Below are 26,865 nucleotides of genomic sequence, written 5' to 3' on the forward strand. Positions count from 1 at the left end.
TGGTTATCGCTTGCCGACGGTCGCGCCGCTCGGCACAATTTTATCGAACGCGTCGAATTCGTTTTCGATAACCTTGGTCTGAATTACGACATTGCGTCCGATGCTTAATCCGCCGGGAATGCGCGCGCCTTTGCCGACGACCGTAATCCCGGTGTTGAGCTTGCTTGGCTCGGCAACATTCGGTTTCATGTCATTGCCCGCTCCCAGTTGTGTGTCCGCGCCGACGACGACCTGTTTGTCCACAATCACCTGGTCGAGCGCCGCGCCTTCGCCGATCCACACGTCGTTCATCACGATCGAATCGCGCACGACCGCGCCGGGCGCGACGTACACGCCGGGCGACAACACCGAACGCTCGACGCGTCCGCGCACGATGCACCCGTTCGACACGAGACTGCGCGCGATTTTGCCCTGCGGTCCGATTTTGACCGGCGGTTTTTCCTGACTCCGCGTGTGAATGACCCAGGTCGCATCGTACAAATTCAACGGCGGATTCGGTTCGAGCAAGGCGAGCGTTGTTTCCCAGTACGATTGAATCGTGCCCACATCCACCCAGTATCCATCGAAGGGATACGCATAGACGCGCGAATCCTGGATCATGCTGGGGATGACGTGCTTGCCAAAATCGAGGTCGGCATGTTCGCGCGCGCCGGCGGCAAGCCGCTCCGCCAAAATGTCGGTGTTGAAAATGTAAATGCCCATCGAAGCGAGCGTACCTTTATCGCGCAGTTTTGGTTTTTCGAAAAACGCGTTGATGCGCCAATCGGCATCTACCGACATAATTCCAAAGCGATCGGTTTCTTCGAGCGGCACGTTCATCACGCCAATCGTGAGATCGGCGTCCTTCTCCTGATGAAATTTCAACATACCGCGATAGTCCATCTTGTAGATGTGATCGCCGGCGAGAATGAGCGCGTGATTCGCGCGGCGTTCACGGAGGTAATCGAGATTTTGGAAAACCGCGTCCGCGGTGCCGCCGTACCAACTCGACGAGCCGCGTCCTTGGTACGGTTGCAAGAGGCGCACGCCGCCCGACGCGCGATCCAAATCCCAGGGTTTGCCGACGCCGATATGTTCGTTGAGCGAATGCGGACGATACTGGGTCAGAATGTCCACGTCGAAAATATCCGAGTTGACGCAGTTGGACAAGGTGAAATCAATGATGCGATACTTGCCGGCGAACGGCACCGCTGGCTTGGAGCGTTCTTCCGACAAGACCGACAAGCGCGTGCCCGCGCCGCCCGCCATAATCACCGCGAGAATTTTAGGCATGCTACACTCCATCGGCTAATGCAAAACTCATCTGCGTTGGCTTGACGCGTTTTGATTTTTCTTTGATCGGTGCGGCGAAATCGGGTTTGATGAGCAACACTTCTTCCATCGAATTGCGAAGGTCTTCCGTCGCGCCGACATGGTAGAAATGGGTAATCGTTCGTTCGGTTATTCCGCGCCAATGTTGAACCAAATGTGGATTGACGCGATATTTATTTTCTTTCCACATGGATAACGCAAACCCGCTCGGCAGAGCTTGCACTTGGTTTGCTAATTCAACCGCATCTTCATCCGACCATTGTTCATAATAATCTGTGTGGCGTCCGATATAGGGTGGATCGAGATAAACAAAATCGCCGCGTCGAATTTCAGACAAGCATGGTCGCCAATCCCCCACGCGAAATTCCCAGTCCTTGTTTTGCATGATTCTGCGAATCGCTTTGATTTGATTGACGATCTTGGTTACGTAGGCGGGGCGAAAGCGGTCTGGTTTGCGGCAGAACGGCACATTGAATTTGCCCTGACCGTTAAAACGCATCAGCCCATTGAAGCACGACCGATTCAGAAAAAGAAAATCTAGCGCGTCATTCGTTTGATTAAAACGTTCGCGCACGGCATAATAGTGATCCTCGCCTTCCTTGAGCAAGCGGTGTCCTTCATGCTTCAAATGGGTTTGAACCATTTCTGCTGTCAACGCGTCTTTGAAAATGCGTTGATATAAATTGATGATGTGTGGATTGCTATCATTGACTAGCGCACATTCAGGTTGGACGTTGAATAAAACAACGCCCGATCCCAGGAATGGCTCAACCCATCGTCCACGTCCATCCCAGCGAAGATTGGACAAGATGAATGGTACGAGTTTCGTTTTGATGCCTTGACATTTGATCGGTGGGACCGTGACGAATTTGACATCCGTGCGCGGTAATGGAGTAAAATTCACTCGCTTTTCCTTTTGTTCGCGCGACGCCCTTTGTATTTCAAGTAACTCGCCAGATTGGTGTAAGGACGCTTGGACTCGATGGCACGCGCCATATCTTCGGTGAGATAGAATTGCCAATAATCATCAAAAACATGTTCGCCCAATTCGGCGAAGGGACCGGCGCCACTAACCAGTTTAGTTATAGCGGTTACCGAACCAATGTTCTTGGTGTTGCCACTGCCGGGACGCTCCGCCGCAATGCGCCATTTTTCTTGGACAAAGAATTCGAAATGGTTGACGACCGAAGTGATACTTTCGAGTTCATCCAACCGATATTTTCGGCGTTCATCAATTTGCGCTTCGGTTTTGGAATAGATGCTGCCAAGAACAAAATGCCCTGAGTACGAAGCATAGGGAAAAGAAATGTTTTTGCTGCTTTGCCGATTTCGAAAATAACCGGTGAATGCGCCCAACGTCATTCCATTCACTTCGTTTGCGTTGACGCGATAGGTGCTTTTGATGTCCAGCGCAAAACGATGTTCTTCATCGTCCACGAAACTGATGTCGGGGTAAAAATTCTGTTGTTCTGCCAATACAAGTTTGAGGGCATTCGTCTCGGCAAAGCGCACCAATTCGGGAAACAAGAGCAATTCCATAATTTTGGAAATAACTTTGGTGTCCACCGAAATCGTGTAGATGTTCTTGGCAATATCAATGAATCCCTTGACAATCCAATCGCCTTTTTCGGTTGAGACAGCACGGTTGAAATCTGCGACCTGGATTTGCAGTGCGTTCAGAAAAGTAATCTTGTCCATAGTCCTTCGTCACCAAAGATGGCGTCAATCAAATAGTTTCTGCAGCGCCGGCAACAATCCTTGCTCGACAACAACCTGCCACGACATCTGTTGGCTTAACGTTAGCCCTTGTTCGAGTAATGATTTTCTTGCGGCGCTCGTGTGCGGCAAGCGCTTGATGATTTTTTGCGCGACGATTGCCGCTTGCCGCATTTCGATTTCATCGCGTTGTCGTTGCGCGAGGTTGAGCAAGGAATGCAGATCGAACGTACCCCATTCGGCGGGCAACGTCACGTAATCCGCGACGACCACGTTCGGCGCATTCAACCCGTTGACTTGTTTCAGAAATCCAAGACATCCACACACATTGCTGACACAACACAACGCGCCGGTCGCGAGCGGTTCGAGTTGTCCGATCCCAAACGGCTCGTAGATGGATTGTCCAAATTCCAGGTCGCTGCCGTGGCGAAGGTCCGCAAACTCCATCGTCTTAGGCATTCGCATCCCGCATCGCTCGCGTCCCCAGCCGAATTGATTGATCAACACGATTTTGCTGGCACGCGCGGTGCGATTGAATTGTTCGATTGCGTTGTAGTAATCCACTTCGAAACTGACCAGGTCGCCGTTGTCCGCACGATGATGCAGGGGCCAACCGTACTCGGCTTCCCAGCGCAAAACATCCTCGCTTCGTTTGCCTGCCGGCGAAGAGGTCGCCAGTGTCAACAACACCGCGCTCTCGCCGCGCGCCCTGAGCAAACGATCAAGTTGTTCCATCACGCGCAGATCACGCCACAAGGATTTGCTCGGAATCAGCCGCGTGACGTGCGTGAACACCCAGGTCGGCTTGAATTCCAACAAGGTGTTCGCGTATGCGCGCAAGCGCGTCTTGCTCATTTGTTTGTCGCGTGTTGTGATCGCGCTCCCAGGGATGCCGTTGTACACGAGCGCGAGTGGACGCTGCGAAAATGCCGGCGATAGAAAACGCAGTTCATCCATCGTCAGATCGCTTACTGCAAAGAAACTGTCAAAGCCGTCCGCCGCCATCAGCAACGCGTGCTTGAACGAATCGCGTTGGCTGCCGAACACATCTTCGAGCGCCAAGCCGAATTCGCGCGCGCGATTCATCGTGTTGTAAAAACGCGTGTCGTGCCCAGGATGCCACTCGACCAAGCCGCGCGCGGCGGAAACCTCGTGCGCGTAATAGACGAGCCGGTACGCCGCCGGTTGATGTTGCCGCGCGCTGAACGCGAGCGGCAAGCCCAGCCAATCGTGCGCGATCAAAACCGCGCGGCGTTTCGCGGCGCGCGCACCGACAACCGCTTGCAACGCGGCGAAGCACGGCTCGGCGGCGCGCATGTACCAATCGTATTCGCTCGACCATTCGTAGTTGAAACTATTGACGCCGGATTGTTGCCACAGGTAGTACTTGAAATTCGCAAGCGATTGCAAATCTACCGCGCTCGGGTCCACCAAAATAATTTCGTGTTCGTACGCGCCAAACTTGCGCGTGCCGTACAACACGTGGACGTGATAGGAGAGTTCGACCTGGGCTAACGCGCGTCGCACGCTCGCCGAAACATCGAAGACATGGTCGAAACTGGAAAAGCGAACCTTGAATCCGTTGCGCGGCGCGTAAAGCCGTTCGTGTTCGAGCGCGTCGTGTTGGTGAAACGAACCGACGAGAATCGTTCGCTTGACCGATTGATTGTACGCGGGTTGACTGAGCAAACCATCGAGCACCGCGCCGATGCCGCCGACTTTCCAACCGGCTTCATGCGTGGAATGGACGAGGAGATCGAGTTTCGTGGATGGCATGATTCAACTCATACCCCGGCGCGTTGCAGCGCGGCGAGCACGATAGCTTGTGCTTGTTGTTGAATCATTTTCAAATGTTCCGCGCCGACAAAACTTTCCGCGTACACTTTGTAGATATTTTCCGTGCCCGAAGGTCGCGCCGCGAACCAACCATTTTGCGTGACGACTTTGAGTCCGCCGATGGACGCGTCGTTGCCCGGCGCGCGCGTCAACTTCGCGATGATTTTTTCGCCGGCGAGTTCTTCGGCTTGGACGAGTTCGGGCGAGAGATTACCCAACACCGATTTTTGTCCCGGCGTTGCGGGCACATCCATGCGCTCGTACACCGAACTGCCGAACTGCGCTTCCAACGCGCGATAGTGCTCGCCCGGATCGCGCCCGGTCGTCGCGGTGATTTCGGCGGCGAGCAAATCCATGATGATGCCGTCCTTGTCCGTCGTCCACACCGTGCCGTCGTGGCGCAAGAACGATGCGCCCGCGCTCTCTTCACCGCCGAAACCAAACGAGCCGTCGAGCAATCCATCCACGAACCACTTGAAGCCGACCGGCACCTCGACCAATTGGCGACCCAGGTTTGTGGCAACGCGATCAATCATCGAACTCGAAACGAGCGTCTTGCCAATTGCAGAATCTTTGCGCCAGCCCGCACGATGTTGGAACAGGTACGCAATTGCGACCGCGAGATAATGGTTTGGATTCAGCAACCCGGCGCTGCGCGTGACGATGCCGTGCCGATCCGTATCGGGGTCGTTGCCGAACGCGATGTCGAATTTATCTTTGAGTTGAATCAACCCAGCCATCGCGAACGGCGACGAACAATCCATGCGAATCTTGCCGTCGTGGTCCACCGTCATAAATCCAAACGTCGGGTCCACGTATGGATTCACCACCTCGATGTCGAGTTTGTACTGCTCGGCGATCGGTTGCCAGAACGCGACACTCGCGCCGCCGAGCGGGTCCACGCCGAGTTTGAGCCGCGCGGACGCGATGCGCTCCATCGCGATGATGTTGCCCAGGTCGGCAACGTACGGCGCGATGTAATCGCGCGCGTGAACGTTGTCGGCGCGGAGCGCGCGTTCAAACGGCAGACGCTTGACCGCGCGCAAGCCATCCTTGAGAATTTCATTCGCGCGATCCTGGATCGTTTTGGTCGTCGTTGTGTCCGCGGGTCCGGCGGAGGGAGGATTGTACTTGAATCCGCCGTCCTCGGGCGGATTGTGCGAGGGCGTGATCACGACGCCATCGGCAAGCCCGGTTTTTTTATCGCGATTGAACGTCAAGATCGCGTGCGAGATGACCGGCGTTGGCGTGTAGCCCAGGTCTTTTTGAATGACGAGGTGAATGTCGTTCGCGGCGAACACTTCAATCGCAGTGATGAACGCCGGTTCGGAGAGCGCGTGCGAATCCATTCCCAGGTATAGCGGTCCGGCAAAACCCTGGGCTTGCTTGTGTTCACAAATCGCTTGACAGATAGCGAGGACGTGATGCTCGTTGAACGAGTTAGCGAGCGACGAGCCGCGATGACCCGAGGTGCCAAAGGCAACGCGCTCGGCGGAGTTGGCAACATTGGGCTGGCGCGCATAGTACGCCGCGACGAGGCGAGGAACATTGACGAGCATTTCACGCGGAGCCGGTTTGCCGGCAAGTGGATGTGTGCTCATGGCTGAAATTCTCCCCGGTGATTGGGTTATGCGCGGGCAAAGACGCTTGGCTGATGCAAGTTCGCTCGCCAGTATACCCTTTGCTCAACCTACAGTCAACTCACCGATTGAAAAATCGAGACTGTGGCATAGCGACTGCAAGATTTGGAATTCACCGCGGAGACGCAGAGGGCGCGGAGAAAAGTCATATAAAAAAACTCTGCGTTCTCAGCGAACTCCGCGTCTCTGCGGTAAAATTTTGGTGTCATCGGTCACCATGACACACTGTCGAAAAATCGCGTGTGGCTTTGACAACGCCGCGCAACTGTCCTAAAATGTTCGCACTCGAAGGAGGCACGATGCCGGAACAGAAATGGACGAATCAAGAGATCGCCGCGCTGTTGTATCGCATCGCGGACATTCTCGAAATCCAGGGTGAGATCGTGTTCAAGGTCGTCGCGTATCGCCGCGCCGCCGACGCGATTGAACATCTTGGACGCGGGCTGCGCGACGTGTGGCAAGGCGATCCGAAAAATCTGCGCGCGATTGCCGGCGTCGGCGAAGCGATTGCGGACAAGATTGACGAACTCTTTCGTACCGGCAAACTCGCGTACTATGCCAAAATCACGAAAGGTGTGCCGCCCGGCATTTTTGAATTGCTGACGATTCCGGATGTCGGACCGAAAACCGTCGCGCGTCTCTGGAAAGAATTGAAAATCACCGACGTCGCGAAATTGGAGAAAGCGGCGCGCGCGGGCAAATTGCGCGCGATCAAAGGATTCGGCGCGAAATCGGAAGAGAAAATCCTTGCGGGCATCGAGGCGCAACGGCGCAAAAAATCTTCGACGCGCGTTTTGCTCGGCGTCGCGTACCCCTTCGCGCAAGAGATCGTCGCGGCGATGCGCGCGGCGTGCGGCGACGCAATTCGCGACATTGCGCCCGCCGGTTCGCTCCGCCGGATGAGACCGACGATTGGCGATCTCGACATCCTCGTCGCGTCCGATTCTCCGGAAAAGATTATTGACGCGTTCGTGAACCTGCCCATCGTGCGTGATGTGAATGCGAAAGGCACGACGAAAGCAAGCATCATCGCGGAGAACGGAATGCAAGTAGATTTGCGCGTGCTCGAATCGAAACACTGGGGCGCGGCGTTGCAATATTTCACCGGGAGCAAAGAGCACAACATCGCGTTGCGAAACATCGCGCTCGAACAAGGTCTCTCGTTGAGCGAGTGGGGCTTCAAAACCGTCAAGGGCGAAAAGGAAATTTTCACGCCGCGCGAAGAAGAGGTGTACGAGAAACTCGGTTTGCAATGGATTCCCCCAGAATTGCGAGAGGCGAGTGGCGAATTGCGATTGGCGCAAGAAAAGCGATTGCCTCGCCTCATCGAACTTGGCGATCTCAAAGGCGATCTACAATTACATTCGAACTGGAGCGATGGCAGTTTCACGATTGAGCAAATGGCGGAAGCGGCGCGCGCGCGCGGCTTACATTACAGCGCGGTCACCGATCACAGCCAGGGACTGGGCATTGCGCGCGGGTTGACGCCGGAGCGATTGAAGCAACAGTGGGCGGAGATTGACGCGCTCAACAAGAAATGGAAAGATTTCGTCGTGCTGAAAAGCATCGAGATGGAAATTCACGCAGACGGCTCGCTCGATTTCCCGGATGAACTGCTCGCGCAATTCGACATCGTGCTCGTCTCGACGCACAGCGCGCTGAAGCAGTCGCGCGAAAAGATTACCGCGCGCGTCGTCAAGGCGATGCAAAATCCGCACGTGGACATTTTCGCGCATCCGACCGGGCGTTTGCTCGGCACGCGCGAAGAATCCGCGCTCGATCTCGAAGAAGTGTTTTGCGTCGCGAAGGAAACCGGGACGCTCGTCGAAATTGACGGCGCGCCGGAACGTCTCGATCTGGACGATGTGCGCGTGCGCCGCGCGCGCGAGGTCGGCGCGCAAATCGTGATTGACAGCGACGCGCACTCGCCCCAAGGATTCGACGGCTTGTTCTACGGCGTTGCGATGGCGCGCCGCGGCGGACTGGAAGCGAAGGATGTGTTGAACACGCTGGAGTGGAAGGAGTTGCGGAAGCGGCTGAAGCGGAATAGGAAATGACGGAGGACGAATGCCAAAAGACGATCAACGGCGTTCCCAGCGCAAACTGGTTTCTCTGCGGGCTTTTATTTTCCGCGAAACGACAAGTTTTCTGGGTGTTTCGATCCCGGCTCGAACGATCAATCTCAGTCATACTGGGGCGTTGATCGAATCGGCGGAGCGCCTATTCTCAGGCGAGGATTGTACGTTTGAATTGGTAACGGACGATGGTCGCCGCGCCGAAATTTCTGGACGGATCGTCTGGGTGAAACAAGAAACGGACAATGTGTATCGCGCCGGCGTGGCATTCCGCAATCTCTCGCCAGATGAGGAATATCTGTTAGACCTGGAACTGGTGAGGAAAAGTACTGGTTGAGGCGCGGTTACGAAAGCAGAAAACCAACATGGCAGAACCCAAACTCGATCTACACAACACGTATGATCGTATGGGCAACGTAGAAAAATCGTTGGCGCGCGTTTAGCTTTGTGCTATAATCGTCGCGCAAGTTTGAAAGGAATGTACAAATGGCAGTTCAATCATACGAATGGGCATTGACCGAACTCGTCAAATTGCAACAGCGTCAACCCGACCTTGTGCAATCCGCGTTGGAGAAAACTCTGCGCGAGAACGGCGACTTGCAGTGGTCGCTTGTCGTGAACGCGTATTTAGATGAGATCATCAACCTGGGCAGAGCAGCAGAATTGCTGGGGATGCATCGCCTTGAATTGCAAGAACGTTTTATCGAGTTAGGTATTCCGCTTCGGATTGGCGCGGCAACGCTGGAAGAAGCGCGCGCCGAAGTCGCGGCAATTCGCAAATGGAAATCGGTCAAGGAATCCAAAAGCAGGAAATACAATGCGCGCCGTCGTCAATAACACGGTTCTCAGCAATTTCGCAAACGTCCGCCGCGCGGACTTGGTTCGGCAATCGTTCGGCGACCTGGTCGCGACGACAGACGTGTTGGCAGAACTCAAAGCAGGCGAACGCTTACACCGTCTTCCGATTTGTGATTGGTCGTGGCTCAAAGCAATTGCATTGACGAAAGACGAACGCGCACATGCAGAGCAGTTGCGCAAGACAGTGGATGCCGGCGAGGCATCTTGCCTCGCGGTTGCCTCTGCGCGCAGCTTGGTCTTTTTGACAGATGATCGCGACGCCCGACGCCTCGCGCGATTGAACAAGATTGCAATTTCAGGTACACTCGGTATTTTGCAATCGCTCGTTGACGATCAGCATCTCAATTTGGACGAAGCGAATCGTTTGCTCGCAGAGATGATTGCAAAGGGATACCGCTCACCGGTCCGATCATTGCAGGAACTAGACAAGTAATATTGTCAGGGAGCGTCAATCGCTGGGCGCTCCTTTTCGATTGGATGCCGAGACTCAAGCGAAACATAACATGGCAAAACTTAAACTCGATTTACATGACATCTACAATCGCGGCGGACAGATTGACGCGGAACTTGATCGCATCGTGCAGGAAGCGGTGGACAAGAAGATTGATCTTGTCGAGATTATTCCCGGCAAAGGAAGCAGGCAACTCAAGAAAAAAGTGTTGCGCTTTTTGAATCAATCGCACATCCGCCAACTGTACCATCGCATCGAAAAAGACGACAAGAATTTCGGACGCATTTTTATCCATTTCAAACACTAGTGTTTTTTGTCCACGAAGAACACGAAGAAACACGAAGATTTTTTTTCGTGATCTTCATGCCCTTCGTGGAAAAATATTTTTTTGGACAATACCAACGCATCGAACGATTCGGCAGACAAAGGTTTTGCGATGACAAAATTAGGCGACTCGATTACGCGCATTGACGCGCGCGCCAAAGTGACCGGCGACGCGCAGTATCCCGGCGACATCAGTTTGCCGGGACAACTCTGGATGAAAGTGTTGTTCGCGCGACGACCGCACGCGCGCATCAAACGGCTCGATACGACAAACGCGCAAGCCGCGCCCGGCGTCGTTCACGTTTTCACTTGGCGCGATGTGCCGGTGAACGAATTCGGACTCGGCTCGAAAGACGCACCGGTGCTCGTCGCCGACGAGGTGCGCTGGGTCGGCGAAAAAATCGCGCTCGTCGTCGCGGAAACGGAAAGGCAAGCTGAGCACGCGCGCGATCTCATCGAAGTCGAGTACGAGGATTTGCCGGCGCTCACCGATCCGCATCAAGCGATGAAACCTGGGTCGCCGCAAGTGCATCCCGCGTACGCGGGCAACGTGATGAAACACATTCCGATTCGCAAAGGCGATGTGGAAAAAGGTTTTGTTGAAGCCGATGTAATCATCGAAAGTGAGTATCACACGCCCGCGCAAGAGCACGCCTACTTGCAACCCGAAGCCGGCGTCGCGTACCTGGACGACGAAAAACGCGTGACGGTGGTCGTCGGCGGGCAGTGGACGCACGAAGACCAGGAACAAATCGCGCACGCGCTTGGCTTGCCGCTTGATCAGGTGCGCGTGATCTATCCGGCGATTGGCGGCGCGTTCGGCGGACGCGAGGACATGAGCGTGCAAATCATTCTCGCGCTCGCGGCGCTGAAACTAAATCGCCCGGTGAAAATCATCTGGTCGCGCGAAGAGAGCATCCTTGGTCACCACAAACGCCATCCGATGTGGTTCAAATCGAAATGGGGCGCGACGCGCGACGGCAAGATCATCGCGGCAGAAGTGGAAATCATCGCGGACGCCGGACCGTACATGTACACGTCGCCGAAAGTGCTGGGCAACGCGGCATTCGGCGCGGTCGGTCCGTACGAGGTGCCGAACGTCAAGGTGGATGCGTACGCGGTCACGACGAACAACATCGTCGCCGGCGCGTTTCGCGGATTCGGTGGACCGCAAGCGCACTTTCAAGCCGAAACGCAAATGAACAAACTCGCGGAAAAACTGGGGATGGATCCGGTCGAACTGCGATTGAAAAATGTTCTGCGCGAAGATTCGCTTCTCTCGACGCAGACGACGTTGCCGGGTGGTATTGTGAGTTTAGCGCAGGTGGTGGAACAGTGTGCGGAGGAGTTTGGGTGGGAAAGAAAGGGAAATGAGGGAAAGACCATCACGCCATTCGCCATTCGCCATTCGCCACTTGTCACAGGTCACGGTTTCGCGTGCGCTCTGAAAAACATTGGCTTTTCGTTCGGCTACCAGGAAAACGCGTGGGCGAAGGTTGAGTTGTACGGCGCGGGTGAAATCGAAAAGGTGATTGTGTATCACGCGGCGGCGGAGGTCGGTCAAGGCACGCACACCGCGCTCGCGCAGATGGCGGCAACGACGCTCGGCGTCGCGCTCGAAAAAATCGAACTGCGCGTGTCCGACACCGCGACGAGCGAAAGTTCGGGGAGCGTGTCCGCGTCGCGCATGACGTACATGGGCGGCAACGCGATCAAGGGCGCGGCTGAACGTGCGTTGAAAAAATGGAACGACGAGGAACGTCCGGCAATTGCCGAGTACAAATATCTCGCGCCGCCCACGACGAACTATGATCCGGAAACCGGCAAATCGAAACCGAACGTCGCGTACGGGTACGTCGCCGAAGCGGTCGAGGTGCAAGTGGACGCCGAGACCGGGCAAGTGCGCGTGGTGCGCGTGACGTGCGTGGACGATGTGGGCAAGGCGATCAATCCCAGGTTGATTGAAGGACAAATTGAAGGCGCCATCGCGCAGGCGCAGGGTTGGACGATTCAAGAAAACTTCCAATCGAAGAATGGCAATGTGCTAACGCCGACATTTTCGACGTACCTGATCCCAGGAATCCTGGATGTGCCAGATCGAGTGGACTCGGTGATCCTGGAATATCCGGACCGCGATGGACCCTGGGGCGTGCGCGGCATGGCGGAGATGCCGTTCATCCCGCTCGCGCCGGCGCTCATCGCGGCGGTGCACGATGCGACCGGCGTGTGGTTCGACGAATTTCCGCTGACACCGTGGCGCGTAGTCGAAGGGCTGAAGCAAAAACAAATCGAACGCGCATAAAAAATGAAAGCGACCAAAGATCGGATCATCCGTGAGTTGACTGAAACACGTCAGCATATTCTCGATCTGGTAGCAACACTTGCGCCGGAAAAACGGGATGTGATCTTCCTCGGCACGTGGTCGGTCCAGGATTTGCTCGCGCATCTTGCCGGTTGGGATTTCACGAACGCGGATTCGGTGAAGGAAATCCGTCGCGGCAAAATGCCGAGTTGCCTCACGCATTGGAATCCAAATTGGGCGGCATACAACGCCAAGCTGGTTCAGAAATACAAACACGCCAACTGGGGTGAGATGCTGGACTTGATTCAGTTATCGCATCATGACCTCATCAAGTTTCTCGCAAAAATCTCCGCGACAGATTTCGAGAAAGATTTCGCCGTGCGTTCGCCGCGCGGCAGGACCATCACAATTGCTAACTTTCTTCAAACCGAAATAGACGACGAACGTAAACATGGTCAACAGATTCGGCATTGGGTCGAATCCAATGTCCGAACGGAGCAAACGCCATGAGAATTTTCGTTACGGGCGGAACCGGCTTTATCGGCAGATCGCTCGTGTCGCAACTCATCCAACGCGGCGACCAAGTCGTGTGCCTTGTCCGCGATCCGGCAAAAGCCGGCGGATTGGCGCAAGCCGGCGCGCAACTCGCGCGGGGCGATGTGACGAATCGCGCGATGGTGTGCGCGGCGATGCGCGGCGCAGATGTGGTCATGCACCTCGCCGCGATCTACGAAATCGGACTGCACTACGCCAAGACGATGCGTCCGATCAACGTGGAGGGCACGCGGAATGTGCTCGAGTCGGCGGCGGAACTCGGCGTGCCGAAAATCATTCACACGAGCACGGTGGGCGTGTTCGGCAATACACATACGTGCGTTGTGGATGAGACCTATCGAACCGAGAAAACCGGATTGGCGACCAATTACGAACGCACGAAATGGGAAGCCCATTATGAGGTTGCAGTACCACTACAGAAACGCGGCGCGCCGGTCATCATCACCCAGCCCGGCGGCGTCGTGGGTCCCGGCGACACCAGTCCGATCACGCAGGCGTACGATTTCTTTCTCAATCGCTCGCCGGTCATGTTCGGCGGAAACTCGGGACTGACCTGGGCGCACGTGGACGACATCGCGGCGGGGCATATTCTCGCGTTCGAACGCGGACGACCGGGCGAAGCGTACATTCTGGCGGGACCGTGCCTGACCTACAAGCAGACTTTTGATTTGTGGTCGGAACTGACCGGCATTCCCACGCCTTCGATCTGGGTGCCGGGCTGGGTCGTGGGCGCGGTGTATCCCATCGTGAATGCCTGGGAACGCGCGGGACTATCAATTCCAATTTCCGCCGAGGCATTACCCTCGTTGACCGATTGCACTTACTTTGCGAGCGCGGACAAGGCGAAACGCGAACTGGGTTGGCAACCGCGTCCCATCGAAGAAGCGTTCCGCGAAGTGATGGCTTATGAAATCGAAAAAAGAAAAAAGAAAAAATGATCATCACTCGCGAACTGCACGTCAAATCGCGCGGCGATTTTGATGTGCTCGACATCACGGAGCAAGTAGCGCGCGCGGTCACGGAATCGAAAATGGTCGCCGGCATCGTCACGATTTTTTGTCCCGGTTCGACCGGCGGATTGACGACGATTGAATTTGAAGACGGCGTCGTCCACGATTTGCATCAAGTGTTGGACGAGATCACGCCGCCGAACCGCGCGTATCGCCACCACTTGCGCTGGCACGACGATAACGGACACTCACACATTCGCGCCGCGTTGATCGGACCTTCGCTCACCGTGCCGATAGTCGGCGGAGAACTAACGCTCGGCACATGGCAACAGATCGTGTTCTGCGATTTCGACACGAGTCCGCGCGCGAGGAAGTTAGTCGTGCAGGTGATGGGGGAATAGGGACAAAAAAACAATATGCCACCTCGCTTTGAGGTGGCGTATTTTATTTCTGCACGACGGATAGTGTTCCAGAAACTTAAGGTAAAAACACTTGACAAGAAATGGATTTTCGTTATAATGTTATTGAAAATAACACGATAACGGTATACCGTTACAAAAGGAGAAATGTGTCGGACGATATTCTTGAACAATTAATTGTTAAGCGTGAGCAATTGGAGCGGGACCAGAAAACACAATTAGTCAAAATGGTTTTGCCGTTTGCCGCAATTGATCCCGAGAAGGGGCGAGTGCACCCTAAAGCGCCCTTTGATGAACTCAACGCCAAACACAAAGTGTTGGTTTATCTCCTGGCGAGATTGGCACTTTCTGCTTTGCCTGACGCGAAAACGTCTGCGGCTGTCTCTCCCAAAGAAGTGGAGGATGAAACAGGTCTTCCCGGTGGCACAGTTAGGCCCAAGTTGACTCAGCTCGAAAAAGAGCGATTGGTTATCAGGAATGAAGGGGGTTACTATGTAACATCTGCAATATTGCACCGCGCATTCAAAGAACTTGAGTCATACCTTTCCAAAACCGAATAATACCAACAAAGGAGAGTATCTAAATGAAAAAGGAAATTGAAGCCACTTCGCTTGGATATCCATTCCCTGCCTCAAAAAGTATGGCAGAGATGATGGACTTCGTTCGTCAACCTGATTGGAAAATGAAGATTGACGAGTCTGTAGTCAAGAAACTGAGAATAGCAACGAACAACGAACCAAAGGTAGTCGCGGCTCTTCGCTTTCTTGGAGTAATTGATAAAGATGGTATGCCAACACCAAATTTCGATGCACTCAAAAAAGACTACAAAGCCACATTGAATCGCTTGGTGAAAGCCAACTACGGAGAGTTGTTCACATTAATTCCGCCAACGATGATGACAAAAGAGCGCGTCAGAAATCACTTTGGTACCAAAAAGCAAACAGACGAACGCCGGATGAGGTTCTTTATGTGGGTATGTGGCGAAGCAGGTATCGAATTACCAAACCTCGAACCTGAAAAAGCCACAAAGAAACATTAGATAAAAACAAGCTATGTAGGTAAAACAATAGACGACCTTGATGGCAAGGTCGTCTATTGTTTACAGCATGTCAAGATAATTCAACGTTAATTCTTTGCAAAGAATTGCGCGGCTCGTTCAAAAGACCTTGACCTCGCCCAACACTCTCCGGTATAACAGATGCGTCCGCTTCAAGGAGCGTAGAATGCCAACTCTGATTCGTGTTTCGATTTTTTTGTTGATGCTCGCGCTCGTCGCGTGCGCGTCACCCGCGCCGACACCGACCGCCGCGCCCACTCCCGTACCTACGCGCGCGCCAGTCGCAACTGCCGCGCCAACCGCCGCGCCGACCGTCGCGCCGGCAAACGCGCCTGCGCCGGTCACGACAACGCCAAGCGTCGCCGTGTTTGCAAAAGGACTGGACACACCCTGGGCGATAGATTTCGCGCCGGACGGTCGCGCGTTTCTCACCGAACGACTGGGCGCAATTCGCATCATTCAAGATGGCAAACTGCAAACCGAACCCTGGATGAAATTACCGGTCGCCGAAACCGGCGAAGCCGGCTTGCTGGGTCTGGCGCTGGATTCGCAATTTGCAAACAATCGTTTTGTCTACGTCGCGTACACGTACCGCAACGACGCGGGACGGTTGCTCAATCGGCTCGTGCGTTTGCGCGAGGAGAACGGCAAAGGCGTACTCGATAAAATTTTGCTCGATAACATCCCGGGCAACAGCACGCACGATGGCGGACGCGTCAGGTTCGGTCCCGATGGCAAACTATACTGGACGATGGGCGACGCGCAGAATCAGCCCGCCGCCCAAGACCCCGCCGCGCTCAACGGAAAAATTTTACGACTCAACGCGGATGGCACGATTCCCGGCGACAATCCGTTTCCCAATTCGCCGGTCTATTCGTACGGGCATCGCAATCCGCAAGGACTCGCGTGGCAACCTGGGACGAATCGTTTGTACGCAACCGAGCACGGACCGAGCGGCGGCGCAGAATGCTGTCGCGACGAAATCAATTTCATCGAACCCGGCAAGAATTATGGCTGGTCAATTATCACGGGGGATCGAACACACGAGGGAATGCTTGCGCCGGTGATGCACAGCGGCAACTCGACGACGTGGGCGCCGAGCGGCGCGACATTTGTGACGCGCGGACCCTGGGCGGGATCGTTCGTCTTCGTCGGTTTGCGCGGGCAAGCATTGTATCGCGTCACGTTCGACAAGGACAATCCGCGCAAGGTCGCGGATTTCAAAACGAGTTTCAATCAGCAGTACGGACGTTTGCGCGATGTGGTCGAAGGACCGGACGGGGCGCTGTATGTTCTTTCGTCGAACGCCGATGGACGCGGCTCGGTCGGCGCGGACGGCGACGTGGTGTTGCGCGTCACGTTCAGGTAGGGGCGAGGCATTCGCAGAATGTTGATGCTTTGATCATCGCATCTCGAATGCGCTGTGTCTTGTTAAAGAATCACCGTCCCGCGAATGCCTCGCCCCTACGTGCCATCGCCGTTGTGCGGATGCTGGGATGCCGCGCGCACGAATTCGTTGAATAACGGGTGCGGACGATCGGGACGCGATTTGAGTTCGGGATGGAATTGCGAACCGACCATGAATGGATGATCGCGCAGTTCCGCGATTTCGACGAGTGTGCCTTCGGGCGACAAGCCGCTCAAGTCCATGCCGGCGCGGTGCAGCATGTCGCGGAACGCGTTGTTGAATTCAAAGCGATGGCGATGTCGTTCGTACACCAGGTCTTGCCCGTACGCGCGCGCAGCAATCGTCCCCGGCACGAGCATGCACGGATATTGTCCCAGGCGCATCGTGCCGCCCATATCGCTGATGCCGCGTTGATCCGCCATCAAATCAATCACCGGGTATTGCGTCGTCCGGTCGAACTCGGTCGAGTTCGGCTCGTCGCTCTCGAGCGCGTGGCGCGCCAGCTCAATCGTCATCACTTGCATTCCCAGGCACAGACCCAGGTACGGAATTTGATGCACGCGCGCATAACGCGCCGCGAGGATTTTGCCCTCGATGCCGCGGTCGCCAAAGCCGCCGGGCACGATGATGCCATCGGCGCGCGCGAGGCGATCAAAGCCCTTGTTTTTTTCCAAATCCTCGGAGAGAATCCAATCAATTTCAATCGCGCGATGCTGCGCCAGCCCAGCGTGATCTAACGCTTCACGCACGCTCATGTACGCATCGGGCAATTCGACGTACTTGCCGACCACCGCGATGCGAAGCGATTCTTTCGGCGTGTTGATCTGCTCGACCAACGCGCGCCACGCGGCAAGATCGGGTTCGCGATCGGGCAAACCCAGGCGCTCGACGACGAACTTGGCGAGTCCCAATTCCTCCAGAATCAGCGGGACGTGGTAGATGCTCGACGCGGTAACGAGCGGAATGACCGCGCGTTTCTCGACATCGGTAAAGAGCGCGATTTTTTCGCGCACCGTATCGTCAATCGGATAATCCGAGCGACACACGATCACGTCCGGCTGAATACCGATCGCGCGCAATTCCTTGACGCTATGCTGGGTCGGTTTGGTTTTCAATTCGCCGGTCGAGCCGATGTGCGGCAGGAGCGTGACGTGAATGTACAGCGCGTTCTCGCGTCCAACATCTTTACGCATTTGGCGAATCGCTTCGAGAAAGGGCAAGCCCTCGATGTCGCCGACGGTGCCGCCCACTTCGACGATCAGCACATCGGCGCCTGACGCGCGCGCGGCGAGCACGATGCGTTTCTTGATTTCGTTCGTGATGTGCGGCACGACTTGCACCGTGCCACCCAGGAAATCGCCGCGCCGCTCGCGCGCGATCACTTCGCTGTACACTTGACCCGTCGTGACGTTCGACGCGCGCGTCAAGTTTTCGTCAATGAAGCGTTCGTAATGACCCAGGTCCAGATCGGTTTCCGCGCCGTCGTCGGTGACGAACACCTCGCCGTGTTGGTACGGCGACATGGTGCCGGGGTCTACATTGATGTACGGGTCGAGTTTTTGAATCGAAACGCGCACGCCGCGCGCTTTGAGCAAGCGTCCCAGCGCCGCGACGGTGACGCCTTTACCGACGGACGACACGACGCCGCCGGTGCAAAAAATAAATTTCGGCATTTTATATTCCTCGTTGGCGCGTGCGAATTGCCGCGCCCACACAACAAAAACACGGGGCAAAATTGCTCCGTGTTTTTAGATCTGCTGTGACGATGGCGGCACTCCTCTAGATGAGGGCGCCAATGTCTGCCGCCGCTTTTTTCATATCGTAGAGAATCAGACCCAGCTTGGCTTCTTTACGCGCGAGGACCGTCAACACCGCTTCCTCGCCCGCCGCCATCAAAACCACATAGCCGTTCTCGCCATGAATGTACACTTGATCGAGCATCCCGCGGCGCAACTCGGTGGCGATGCGATCACCGAGGGAGAGCATCGCGGCGGACATCGCCGACACGCGATCTTCTTCGACGCCGCTGGGGAGGTCCGACGCGACGATCAAACCATCCGCGCTGACCACTGCCGATGCTTCGACATCCGGGCTGGAAGAACGAAAATCGCGCAGGCGATTGACCATTCGTTCAGCACGCGATTTTTGATCCATGAAGAATCTCCTTTGCAAAACGAAAGTGATCCGCTCGACGTTCTGGGCGCTATGCTATCACAATTCGGGTATGCTGTCAACGTGGCACTATATCGAAAGCGAACTGCCGTTTGATTAGCAACCATAAAAGCAGGAGTACGCCCAGTTGCAGTAACGTGTTCAGCGTGCCGCGCTCGGTGACGTTTCCCGGCAAGTAGGGCAAAATCGCATAAAACGCGCCGATGATGACGACGTGCATCGTGTAACTGTACAGCGAGTTTTGTCCGAGTGGTGTGAACAGCCAGCCCAGCCCGCGTTCGAACGGAACCCAAAAGCGCGTCAGGGCAAGGTACGCAAATTGAAACACGATCGCGGTCGCGAGCACGCGTCCGGGCGCGACATGACTTTTGCTAAACAGCGTTGCCTTAACCCACTCGACGTTGATGCCCGGATACAATCGCTTGAGCGCGACCATTTCGGTTGAGTAGAGGTGCAACAGCCACAGGAACAACAACGTCGCCAGCAAAAAGTAGGGCCAGCGCGGTAATCCGGCAATGCGCTTGAAGATTGCGTCGCGATGATAACCGAACGCCATCGCCCAGAAAAAGATCAACTGCCACGCGGCGGGATGGAACGTCGTATTGCCGACGATGGGCAGAATAATGATTTGTTGCGAATCCACGTACTGAAAACCCGCCCACACGACGAACGAAATCACGTGCAACCAGCCGGTGCGCTTGGTGTGCAACAACCACAAACCGAGTGGTGCGAGCGCCATCAAGAACGTGTAGAGCATCGGAATGTCGGCGAGATAGTACGTCTGTTGCAAGAAAATCACGCGCACGACAAACATAACCAGGTCGCCCAAGTCCACGTCCTTTGCCCAGGGCAAATCAAACCAATCGGAGAGCACGGCAAGGACGAGCGTCATCGCAATCGTCAGTTTGTAAAGCGTCCACGCGCGTTGCAGCGCCTTGATCATCGCGGTGCGCAAACCCTCGCGGTGCGCGATGTTGCCGTACACCAAACCGACGACCATCCCCGAAATAAGGACGAACGCTTCCGCGCCAGAGGTGAAAAACTGATTATTGCCGGTGAGATAATAGAACCACGACGTGCCGCCAAAGTGGTCCACGACCATCACGAACACGGCGAACCCGCGCAAGAAATCCAAACGCAAGTCGCGTTTCTCGGCGCGCGGATAGTGCCAGTTCGTGTCAATGTAATTCAACAATTCTGCGAATGAAAAACGTCGTGTAGATTTTGCGAGAGGGGTTGTCTCAGTATTCATCGAAATATGTTGCGGAATACCAGCAGTATCAGTATAACACAGACCGAATGAGCGTCAAGGATCAGACGCGCTATGCAATCTCATACAAAAAGAAATACGCAACACGCAACACGTAATCCGCGTCGCGTATTGCGTATTGCGTATTGCGTATTGCGAATCACCTCACCTATTTGACCGCGCGCGCGATTGCCGCGACGTGCGCCGGCGAACTGCCGCAACAGCCGCCCACGATTTTCGCGCCCGCCGCGACGAAGCGTTTAGCGTACTCGCCCATCGTCTCCGGCGTCGTGTCGTACACCGAGCGGTCGCCATCCATGCGCGGCAGACCCGCATTCGGTTTGATCCACAACGGCAAGCCGGTGTTCGCCGCGACGTACTCCGCAACAACCTGGGTCATCTCGTCGAGCGAGCGACCGCAGTTCGCGCCCAGCACCGTGATGCCGCGCGGCACGAGCGCGCGCGCGACCTGGGTCGGCGTCAAGCCCATCATCGTGCGCGTGCCTTGATCGAAACTGAACGAGACGACGAGCGGCAGCTTGCTCGCGCGTTTCACGCCGTCAATCGCGGCGGTCCCTTCTTCGAGCGCGAAAAATGTTTCGAGCACGAGCAAATCTGCGCCGCCTTCGGTCAACGCGGCGGCTTGCTCCGCGTACGCGTTCGCGACATCATCGTGCGTCAGTTCGCCGAACGGTTCCAGCAACAACCCGGTCGGTCCCAGCGAACCGGCGACGAGCACGCCTGGGCGTGCGGACGCGGCTTGGCACGCGAGTTGGACCGCGCGTTGATTCACCTCCACGAGGCGGTCGAGGTATTTCGATTCGCGCAGCCGAATGCGCGTGCCGCCGAATGTATCGGTGAGGATAATATCCGACCCTGCGTCCACAAACGCACGATGCAACGCGAGAATTTTTTCCGGTTCGTCAAACACCCACTCTTCGGGCGGCACGCCTAGACCCAGCCCGGCGACCTGGAGATTCGTGCCGGTCGCGCCGTCGGCGACGAGGACGCGCGCGGATTGCAGACGTTCGAGAAATGATAGAGCCATTGTTCGACCCTCCTTCATGATTGACTCGCGGTCGGTTTCGTTAAACGTGGAAACAATCCCGCGCGCTGAATAATTTCGGCGACCGTCTCTTCTTGGCGATACGCCATCACGTGGATGCCGGCGATGCCGGGAATTTCACGTACTTGCTGAATCAATTCGACGCAGATTTGCATACCCTCATCGCGCCAACGTTCACGCGGCGTTTTCTTCAACCGCTCGACAATCGCATCGGGAATCACGACGCCGGGCACGCGCGTCCGCATAAATTCCGCGCCCTTGGGCGATTTGAGCGGACCGACCCCCGCGAGAATGTACACGCGTTCGTGCAAACCCAGGTCGCGCACACGCGCCATAAAGTTGCGAAAGATTTCAATGTCGAACACAAATTGCGTTTGGATGAAATCCGCGCCGGCTTCAATCTTTTTCGCGAGCCGATGCGGTCGCCAATGCAACGGCGGCGCGAACGGATTTTCGACCGCGCCAAGAAACAGGTGCGGCGGACGCGTGAGTTTGCGTCCGCTCAAAAACACTCCGTCATCGCGCAGCGTGCGCATCGTGCGGAGCAAGTGCATCGAATCAAAATCGAACACGCGCTTGGCTTCCGGCTGATCGCCTGCGCCCACATCGTCGCCGGTGATCGCGAGCACGTTGCGCACTCCCAGCGCCGCCGCGCCGAGCAAATCGCCCTGCAACGCGATGCGGTTGCGGTCGCGGCACGACATTTGCAAAATCACGTCATAGCCCGCGTTGATGAGCACCGCGCACAATCCCAGACTCGACATGTGCACGTTCGCGCCGGACGCGTCAGTCGCGTTGAGCGCATCGGTCACTTCGGAAAGTGGGAGCGCGGCGTCGTACACCTCTTGCGGGTCGGCGCTATCCGGCGGATTCAGTTCTGCGGTCACCGCGAACAAGCCCGCGCGCAAAACGCGTTCGAGCCGGCTGTCGCTACGCAGAGGGCGCTGAGTGCGCGTTGCCACAAAACTCATCCGTGCTGATCCGAGTTCGTCTGCGGTTCGTTTGCGTTTTCCCAGCCGCGTGGACGAATCGCGTCGCGTCCGGTGAAGAGATTGATCCACGACGACGTGCCTTGCAGTCGCCAATTCACCGGGGGCTGTAGATGATGAATATCCTCTTGCCACAACGGCAAACGCGGCGCGCGTTCGATGCCTTGCACCCACACACACGGTTTGTCGGCAAACACCTCACAGTTGCCATTCGGGCGCACGCCACCGCACGGACCATTCCTTAAATTTTTCGGACAACGCATCGGGCACGTCATCCCGGTCGAATGCAAGATGCACTGCCCGCACATGCGACAATCGAACAGCGTTTCTTTGCTAATTTTTTCGACCGGCAGGATCAACCGCGCGAGCCAGCGCGTGATGGGTTTCTTTTCATCGAGCCAGCGCAAATTTACCTCGTCTTCCAAACACACTCAACGGATCAATAGTAGAGACTCCCCTCGTACCGATCCATCAATTTGGCTTGCACTGCTTTTTCAAACGGTTTCAGTTCGCGATCCATCTGGTCGGCGTCAAACGACGACAACACGACTTGAGCGCCGGCAACCCGGCGCGCGTTGAGAAACGCGATGCGATACGCGGTCGGCGGGTGCGACGAATCCGCGCGCCGCGTCTGAGCAGATTCCTCCGACGACGGCGCAAGATGATCCGCGTTGACGCCGGCAATGACTTGCCGGTACTCACCGAACAAATCGCGGTCTTTGCGGTTGAGCGTGATCGTGTGCAAGGTCTGAAGGAATTTATCTACCAGCCCCAGTTTGTTCAGCAACGCGATCATGGCGTTCGTTCCACTCACGGTCGCCGCGAGATGATCGGCAAGATATTCGGCGCGTTGCGAATGACGCCACAAGAGATGCGCCAACGCGTAAGCCCCCAGCCATGGAATAAATGAAATGACGTACGTAAACAACCGGGCGAGAGGCAACGCAATGAGCAGAACGAGTCCAACCAATCCGCCGGGCGCTTGCCACATTTCTTGCGGCTGGAGCATACGATGCCACTCGACTAAAACGCCCACGGCACTGGCTTCAAAAAAACTGCGCATCGGATCGCCGTTGACATTGTGCGCTAACTCGTGTCCCAGGACCGCCACTTTTTCCTGAGCATCTAGCGTGGCAAACAGCGGTAGTCCGATAAACAGAATTCGTTTACGTCGCAAGCCCACTTGGGCTACTGCCGCATTGAAATTTTCGTCAATGACGATGCCGTCCACGCGCGCCGCGCCAAGCGCCTGCGCTACGCGATCCACCGTTTGATACACCGTCGGTATTTCGGCGCGCGGCACGATTGGATCGCTCAACCGTGGCAAGCGCGGCATCAAGAACCACACCGTCGCAAAACACGCGACCGCGCCCAGAATCGCGAATAGATTAAACCAAAAACGAACCACCAAGAAAATTCCCAACAAGCCAATTCCAAACGTCAGACTGTGCACCAGACCAGCAATTAGAAAAGCCAGGGTCCTGGCAAGTGTCCAGGTTGGCTCTAGCGATTTAGCATTCACAACTTGCTCAAACAGATTTTTTCCAAGCCGTTCGCTCACACCCAAGTACAATCTTTCGAAAATACTTTCGCCAGCGTGAGTGGACATCGAGTTGCTCCTTTATTGATTTTGGGAATCGGGAAAAGACAGCGCCTCCGTAAATATATCGTTGAATTCAGGTCGCCCGGAGAGTTCGAGATACTCGACCAATTCCGGAATGCGATTCGCCGCTTCGCGCTCGCGGAACGAGAGCAGCGCGATCTTCGCGCCTTCACCCGCGGCGTTGCCAACTGCGACGATGCGCTCGACTGGCACCCAGGGCACCAAGCCAATGCGCCGCGCGCTCGCCGGATTGATGTACGAACCAAACGAACCGGCGAGCATCACTTCGTGCAGATCGTTCGCGGTGATACCGAGGTTTTGCATCAAGACATCCACGCCGGACGAAATCGCGGCTTTGGCGAATTGCAACGCGCGAATGTCCGGTTGCGTCAATACGATGCCGTCGGCGGGGTCGCTCAACAAGAACGCGCGCACACCTTCCACCTCGACCAAGCGCGCGAGCAGGTTATCGGTCACGCGTCCGCGCAATGCATCCGCGGTCAACAAGCGCCCGGTCGAATCTACGAGTCCGGCTTGAATCAACTGCGCGACCGCATCCACGAGTCCCGAACCGCAAATGCCAATCGGTTTCACATCGCCGCCGATGATTTGCAGATGCACATCGTCGTCAATCATCACACCTTCAATCGCGCCGTCGCTCGCGCGCATCCCCGATTTGATCTGTGCGCCTTCGAACGCGGGACCCGCCGGCGCGGCGGTCGAGATCGTGCGCTTGACCGAGCCGAGCACGATTTCGCCGTTCGTGCCAACGTCAATGAACAGCCGCCACTTTTCGTCTTCGTTGCGCGCCAGCCCGGTCGCGAGCACGCCCGCGACAATATCCGCGCCGACATATGCACCGAGATGCGGCAACAAACTTAGCCGCGCGCGCGGATGCAAACGCAAACCGATTTCGCACGCGGGCAGTGTGACCGACTGCTCGACCGCGGGGATGAACGGCGCGACCGCGATCGGTTCCGGCGTGATGCCGAGCAACAAATGGATCATCGTCGCGTTGCCGACTGCGACGCACTCGTACACATTTTCGCGCGCGACGCTGGACATGGCGAGCAATTCGTCGAACAACGTGTTGATCGTTTCGACGATGCGCGCTTGCAGAATCTCGACGCCGTTATCTTCGAGCATCGTGAAACTCGCGCGCGAGATCACGTCCGCGCCGTACATCGCTTGCCCGTTGAGTGTGGATTTCACCGCCGCGACCGCGCCGGTGTTCAGGTCCACTATCGCGCCGACTACCGTCGTCGTGCCGATGTCGAGCGCAAGTCCGTAAATGTGTGCGCGTGTGTCACCCGACTCGACGGCGATCAGTTCGTCGCCGCACACAATCGCAGTGATTTTGAAATCGCTCCCGCGTAATGTTTGCGGCAGCGCGCGCCACACCGCGAGATCGGCGTGAACCTGGTATCCTTCGTGGTCGAGCGCGACGATCACGCGTTGGAGATCGGAACGTTGGTCGTCGAGCGTCGGCTCGTCCAATTGCAGAAAAATTTTCGCGACGTTCGGGCTGAGCGCGACGTGGCGACCATAGCCAAGCAGCGCGGCTTTGGGCGACGTCATCAAGCGCGGCACGTTGACGACGCACTCGCCGTGAATCGGCGCGCGGCAAGAGAGTCGCCACCCTTCCGCGAGATCGGACTCGGCAAGATATTTGCGATCCGAGTCGGTAATCGCGGTCGCGCCGTTTTCAAATTGCACTTTGCATTTACCGCACGTGCCGCGTCCGCCGCACGTGCTGTCAATCGCCAGTCCTGCCCAGTTCGCCGCGTTGAACACAGTCGTGCCTTCGGGCGCATGCGTGATGAGATTTTGCGGAAGAAATGTAATTGGATGTTTCATTCGATTTTGCCAAAGGAGTGTAACGAACAAGTGGCGCGATTATAGCGCGACCACACGCGGTCTGTCAAAAAAAATCTCACGGCATTCCTTCAATCGCGATCTCGCCGCAATAGACCGGCGATAGATTTCCCGCCGCGTCGCGATACTGGACGTGCGCGCGAAAGGATTGCCAGTTGATCGCGATGGTGACCGGATAAATTTTTTCTGCGGCGAACGGCTCCCAGCGCGCGTCCTGCATTTCGTCCGGCGTCAAGCAACGTCCCAGACGATCCAGCTTGACGCGCATCTCTTTCACGTCGCCGCGCGGACTCACCGCTTCGAATTTTACTTTGATGTCGAGTCGCGTACCCGCTTTGCCGCCGGCAATCGGGCGCTCGCCGACTTGAAGTTTGCCGACGACCGGAAATTCGTTCTGCGCGTGCGTCACGACGGTTTGCAACGCGGGTGGACGCGCGGCATTCGGCGTGCGTTCGTCAACGATGCCGGTGATCGGCAGCGCGCGCGTTGCGCTTTCGCTCAACGCAAAGCCGGCGGGGATGTTCGCGCCGTTGGCATCGCGAAACTGTGCGGTGATGCTGTACTCGCGCAAGCCGACCCAGTCCACCGGGACGCGCATATTCACGCGTTCGGCAAACGCGAGCCACTCGGTCGTCAGCGCACAGCCCTGACCGATGCAATAACGCATCTGCGCGACGGTGTGGTTTTTCCAATCCGTCGTGACGGTCGTCGGCGTGCCATCGCTCGCGCGCAAAACGGTACGCTGCGACGGACGAAATGCGAGTGTGACGGTGATCGTGTTGCCGACCGCCGTGGTAAGCGCGCCTTGCCCGCTTTCGCCGAACAGCGCGACCTCGACGAACGGTGTGGCTTGCGGCGTTGGCAGCGCGGTTGGCGCAATCGGCGCGCGTGTTGGGGTGAGAATCATCGGCGCGGCGCAACTGGTCAGCGCGATCATCAACGCGATGAACGCAAATCCTCGCGCAAAAAACATACGCACCTCCGCCGTGAGTATACCACACCTCAGGAT

At 56.3% G+C, this 26,865-nt stretch carries 26 protein-coding genes; 12 read left to right on the forward strand and 14 right to left on the reverse strand.

Features of this window, described 5'->3' with window-relative positions; genetic code table 11:
• Positions 1-3: 3 nt before the first annotated feature.
• From HY868_03100 to HY868_03120, 5 genes are read right to left on the reverse strand one after another with little or no spacing between them, the layout of a single operon-like run.
• Positions 4-1,272: a glucose-1-phosphate adenylyltransferase gene (locus HY868_03100; GenBank protein ID MBI5301098.1), complete on the reverse strand. Its 1,269-nt coding sequence runs from the start codon at positions 1,270-1,272 to the stop codon at positions 4-6.
• Position 1,273: 1 nt separating this feature from the next.
• A complete protein-coding gene (locus HY868_03105) occupies positions 1,274-2,215 on the reverse strand; it encodes a Dam family site-specific DNA-(adenine-N6)-methyltransferase (protein MBI5301099.1) in 942 nt (313 codons plus the stop codon).
• On the reverse strand, positions 2,212-3,009 hold the full coding sequence (locus tag HY868_03110; GenBank protein MBI5301100.1) for an EcoRV family type II restriction endonuclease: 798 nt from the start codon (positions 3,007-3,009) through the stop codon (positions 2,212-2,214). The genes HY868_03105 and HY868_03110 overlap by 4 nt, the downstream gene beginning before the upstream one ends.
• Positions 3,010-3,033: 24 nt before the next feature.
• Positions 3,034-4,803 carry a hypothetical protein gene (locus tag HY868_03115; protein MBI5301101.1) on the reverse strand — a complete coding sequence of 590 codons (1,770 nt, stop codon included), beginning with the start codon at positions 4,801-4,803 and terminating at the stop codon, positions 3,034-3,036.
• A gap of 8 nt (positions 4,804-4,811) precedes the next feature.
• Positions 4,812-6,464, reverse strand: a complete 1,653-nt coding sequence (locus HY868_03120; GenBank protein MBI5301102.1) for an alpha-D-glucose phosphate-specific phosphoglucomutase — start codon at positions 6,462-6,464, stop codon at positions 4,812-4,814.
• A gap of 338 nt (positions 6,465-6,802) precedes the next feature.
• On the opposite strand from HY868_03120, the gene polX reads away from it, so the two are divergent.
• The 12 genes from polX to HY868_03180 all read left to right on the forward strand — a co-directional run bounded on the left by polX (position 6,803) and on the right by HY868_03180 (position 16,863).
• Positions 6,803-8,560 carry a DNA polymerase/3'-5' exonuclease PolX gene (polX, locus tag HY868_03125; GenBank protein MBI5301103.1) on the forward strand — a complete coding sequence of 586 codons (1,758 nt, stop codon included), beginning with the start codon at positions 6,803-6,805 and terminating at the stop codon, positions 8,558-8,560.
• A 10-nt stretch (positions 8,561-8,570) separates the two neighbouring features.
• The gene (locus tag HY868_03130; protein ID MBI5301104.1) at positions 8,571-8,915 is read left to right on the forward strand and encodes a PilZ domain-containing protein; all 345 of its coding nucleotides are present in this window, start codon (positions 8,571-8,573) and stop codon (positions 8,913-8,915) included.
• A 149-nt stretch (positions 8,916-9,064) separates the two neighbouring features.
• Positions 9,065-9,415, forward strand: a complete 351-nt coding sequence (locus tag HY868_03135; protein MBI5301105.1) for a UPF0175 family protein — start codon at positions 9,065-9,067, stop codon at positions 9,413-9,415.
• On the forward strand, positions 9,396-9,869 hold the full coding sequence (locus tag HY868_03140; protein ID MBI5301106.1) for a DUF3368 domain-containing protein: 474 nt from the start codon (positions 9,396-9,398) through the stop codon (positions 9,867-9,869). The genes HY868_03135 and HY868_03140 overlap by 20 nt, the downstream gene beginning before the upstream one ends.
• Positions 9,870-9,939: 70 nt before the next feature.
• Positions 9,940-10,194 (forward strand): Smr/MutS family protein, encoded by a 255-nt coding sequence (locus HY868_03145; GenBank protein ID MBI5301107.1) that lies wholly within the window; start codon positions 9,940-9,942, stop codon positions 10,192-10,194.
• A gap of 129 nt (positions 10,195-10,323) precedes the next feature.
• Positions 10,324-12,513, forward strand: a complete 2,190-nt coding sequence (locus HY868_03150) for a molybdopterin-dependent oxidoreductase (GenBank protein MBI5301108.1) — start codon at positions 10,324-10,326, stop codon at positions 12,511-12,513.
• 3 nt (positions 12,514-12,516) lie between these two features.
• Entirely contained in the window at positions 12,517-13,023 is a 507-nt protein-coding gene (locus tag HY868_03155; protein ID MBI5301109.1) for a ClbS/DfsB family four-helix bundle protein, read from the forward strand.
• Entirely contained in the window at positions 13,020-14,006 is a 987-nt protein-coding gene (locus HY868_03160) for an NAD-dependent epimerase/dehydratase family protein (GenBank protein MBI5301110.1), read from the forward strand. Before HY868_03155 ends, HY868_03160 begins: the two co-directional genes overlap by 4 nt.
• Positions 14,003-14,419 carry a YjbQ family protein gene (locus HY868_03165; GenBank protein ID MBI5301111.1) on the forward strand — a complete coding sequence of 139 codons (417 nt, stop codon included), beginning with the start codon at positions 14,003-14,005 and terminating at the stop codon, positions 14,417-14,419. Before HY868_03160 ends, HY868_03165 begins: the two co-directional genes overlap by 4 nt.
• A gap of 167 nt (positions 14,420-14,586) precedes the next feature.
• On the forward strand, positions 14,587-14,997 hold the full coding sequence (locus HY868_03170) for a hypothetical protein (GenBank protein MBI5301112.1): 411 nt from the start codon (positions 14,587-14,589) through the stop codon (positions 14,995-14,997).
• 23 nt (positions 14,998-15,020) lie between these two features.
• Positions 15,021-15,476 (forward strand): DUF5343 domain-containing protein, encoded by a 456-nt coding sequence (locus HY868_03175; protein ID MBI5301113.1) that lies wholly within the window; start codon positions 15,021-15,023, stop codon positions 15,474-15,476.
• Between the two features lie 184 nt (positions 15,477-15,660).
• Positions 15,661-16,863: a PQQ-dependent sugar dehydrogenase gene (locus HY868_03180; GenBank protein ID MBI5301114.1), complete on the forward strand. Its 1,203-nt coding sequence runs from the start codon at positions 15,661-15,663 to the stop codon at positions 16,861-16,863.
• Positions 16,864-16,958: 95 nt separating this feature from the next.
• On the opposite strand, the gene HY868_03185 is transcribed toward HY868_03180, so the two are convergent.
• The 9 genes from HY868_03185 to HY868_03225 form a co-directional block, all read right to left on the reverse strand.
• On the reverse strand, positions 16,959-18,575 hold the full coding sequence (locus HY868_03185; GenBank protein MBI5301115.1) for a CTP synthase: 1,617 nt from the start codon (positions 18,573-18,575) through the stop codon (positions 16,959-16,961).
• A 106-nt stretch (positions 18,576-18,681) separates the two neighbouring features.
• Complete coding sequence (locus HY868_03190; GenBank protein ID MBI5301116.1) at positions 18,682-19,056, reverse strand: roadblock/LC7 domain-containing protein; 375 nt, start codon at positions 19,054-19,056, stop codon at positions 18,682-18,684.
• Positions 19,057-19,132: 76 nt separating this feature from the next.
• Positions 19,133-20,266 carry an OpgC domain-containing protein gene (gene opgC / locus HY868_03195; protein MBI5301117.1) on the reverse strand — a complete coding sequence of 378 codons (1,134 nt, stop codon included), beginning with the start codon at positions 20,264-20,266 and terminating at the stop codon, positions 19,133-19,135.
• A gap of 226 nt (positions 20,267-20,492) precedes the next feature.
• On the reverse strand, positions 20,493-21,371 hold the full coding sequence (locus HY868_03200; protein ID MBI5301118.1) for a homocysteine S-methyltransferase family protein: 879 nt from the start codon (positions 21,369-21,371) through the stop codon (positions 20,493-20,495).
• Between the two features lie 14 nt (positions 21,372-21,385).
• Positions 21,386-22,360: a methylenetetrahydrofolate reductase gene (locus tag HY868_03205; GenBank protein MBI5301119.1), complete on the reverse strand. Its 975-nt coding sequence runs from the start codon at positions 22,358-22,360 to the stop codon at positions 21,386-21,388.
• Complete coding sequence (locus HY868_03210; GenBank protein MBI5301120.1) at positions 22,357-22,809, reverse strand: methylenetetrahydrofolate reductase C-terminal domain-containing protein; 453 nt, start codon at positions 22,807-22,809, stop codon at positions 22,357-22,359. The genes HY868_03205 and HY868_03210 overlap by 4 nt, the downstream gene beginning before the upstream one ends.
• An 8-nt stretch (positions 22,810-22,817) precedes the next feature.
• On the reverse strand, positions 22,818-23,987 hold the full coding sequence (locus HY868_03215) for a M48 family metalloprotease (protein ID MBI5301121.1): 1,170 nt from the start codon (positions 23,985-23,987) through the stop codon (positions 22,818-22,820).
• A 12-nt stretch (positions 23,988-23,999) separates the two neighbouring features.
• Complete coding sequence (locus HY868_03220) at positions 24,000-25,838, reverse strand: DUF4445 domain-containing protein (protein ID MBI5301122.1); 1,839 nt, start codon at positions 25,836-25,838, stop codon at positions 24,000-24,002.
• Positions 25,839-25,914: 76 nt separating this feature from the next.
• Positions 25,915-26,829, reverse strand: a complete 915-nt coding sequence (locus HY868_03225; GenBank protein ID MBI5301123.1) for a hypothetical protein — start codon at positions 26,827-26,829, stop codon at positions 25,915-25,917.
• Positions 26,830-26,865 lie beyond the last annotated feature (36 nt).

The organism is Chloroflexota bacterium, from assembly GCA_016219275.1.
Lineage (GTDB): Bacteria > Chloroflexota > Anaerolineae > UBA4142 > UBA4142 > JACRBM01.

Bases quoted from the DNA above. Each gene is read 5' to 3' on its own strand.
- HY868_03100 (MBI5301098.1), bottom strand. From the start codon at position 1,272: ATGCCTAAAATTCTCGCGGTGATTATGGCGGGCGGCGCGGGCACGCGC.
- HY868_03110 (MBI5301100.1), bottom strand. From the start codon at position 3,009: ATGGACAAGATTACTTTTCTGAACGCACTGCAAATCCAGGTCGCAGAT.
- HY868_03115 (MBI5301101.1), bottom strand. From the start codon at position 4,803: ATGCCATCCACGAAACTCGATCTCCTCGTCCATTCCACGCATGAAGCC.
- HY868_03120 (MBI5301102.1), bottom strand. From the start codon at position 6,464: ATGAGCACACATCCACTTGCCGGCAAACCGGCTCCGCGTGAAATGCTC.
- polX (MBI5301103.1), top strand. From the start codon at position 6,803: ATGCCGGAACAGAAATGGACGAATCAAGAGATCGCCGCGCTGTTGTAT.
- HY868_03130 (MBI5301104.1), top strand. From the start codon at position 8,571: ATGCCAAAAGACGATCAACGGCGTTCCCAGCGCAAACTGGTTTCTCTG.
- HY868_03135 (MBI5301105.1), top strand. From the start codon at position 9,065: ATGGCAGTTCAATCATACGAATGGGCATTGACCGAACTCGTCAAATTG.
- HY868_03140 (MBI5301106.1), top strand. From the start codon at position 9,396: ATGCGCGCCGTCGTCAATAACACGGTTCTCAGCAATTTCGCAAACGTC.
- HY868_03145 (MBI5301107.1), top strand. From the start codon at position 9,940: ATGGCAAAACTTAAACTCGATTTACATGACATCTACAATCGCGGCGGA.
- HY868_03150 (MBI5301108.1), top strand. From the start codon at position 10,324: ATGACAAAATTAGGCGACTCGATTACGCGCATTGACGCGCGCGCCAAA.
- HY868_03155 (MBI5301109.1), top strand. From the start codon at position 12,517: ATGAAAGCGACCAAAGATCGGATCATCCGTGAGTTGACTGAAACACGT.
- HY868_03160 (MBI5301110.1), top strand. From the start codon at position 13,020: ATGAGAATTTTCGTTACGGGCGGAACCGGCTTTATCGGCAGATCGCTC.
- HY868_03165 (MBI5301111.1), top strand. From the start codon at position 14,003: ATGATCATCACTCGCGAACTGCACGTCAAATCGCGCGGCGATTTTGAT.
- HY868_03175 (MBI5301113.1), top strand. From the start codon at position 15,021: ATGAAAAAGGAAATTGAAGCCACTTCGCTTGGATATCCATTCCCTGCC.
- HY868_03180 (MBI5301114.1), top strand. From the start codon at position 15,661: ATGCCAACTCTGATTCGTGTTTCGATTTTTTTGTTGATGCTCGCGCTC.
- HY868_03185 (MBI5301115.1), bottom strand. From the start codon at position 18,575: ATGCCGAAATTTATTTTTTGCACCGGCGGCGTCGTGTCGTCCGTCGGT.
- HY868_03190 (MBI5301116.1), bottom strand. From the start codon at position 19,056: ATGGATCAAAAATCGCGTGCTGAACGAATGGTCAATCGCCTGCGCGAT.
- HY868_03200 (MBI5301118.1), bottom strand. From the start codon at position 21,371: ATGGCTCTATCATTTCTCGAACGTCTGCAATCCGCGCGCGTCCTCGTC.
- HY868_03205 (MBI5301119.1), bottom strand. From the start codon at position 22,360: ATGAGTTTTGTGGCAACGCGCACTCAGCGCCCTCTGCGTAGCGACAGC.
- HY868_03215 (MBI5301121.1), bottom strand. From the start codon at position 23,987: ATGTCCACTCACGCTGGCGAAAGTATTTTCGAAAGATTGTACTTGGGT.
- HY868_03220 (MBI5301122.1), bottom strand. From the start codon at position 25,838: ATGAAACATCCAATTACATTTCTTCCGCAAAATCTCATCACGCATGCG.
- HY868_03225 (MBI5301123.1), bottom strand. From the start codon at position 26,829: ATGTTTTTTGCGCGAGGATTTGCGTTCATCGCGTTGATGATCGCGCTG.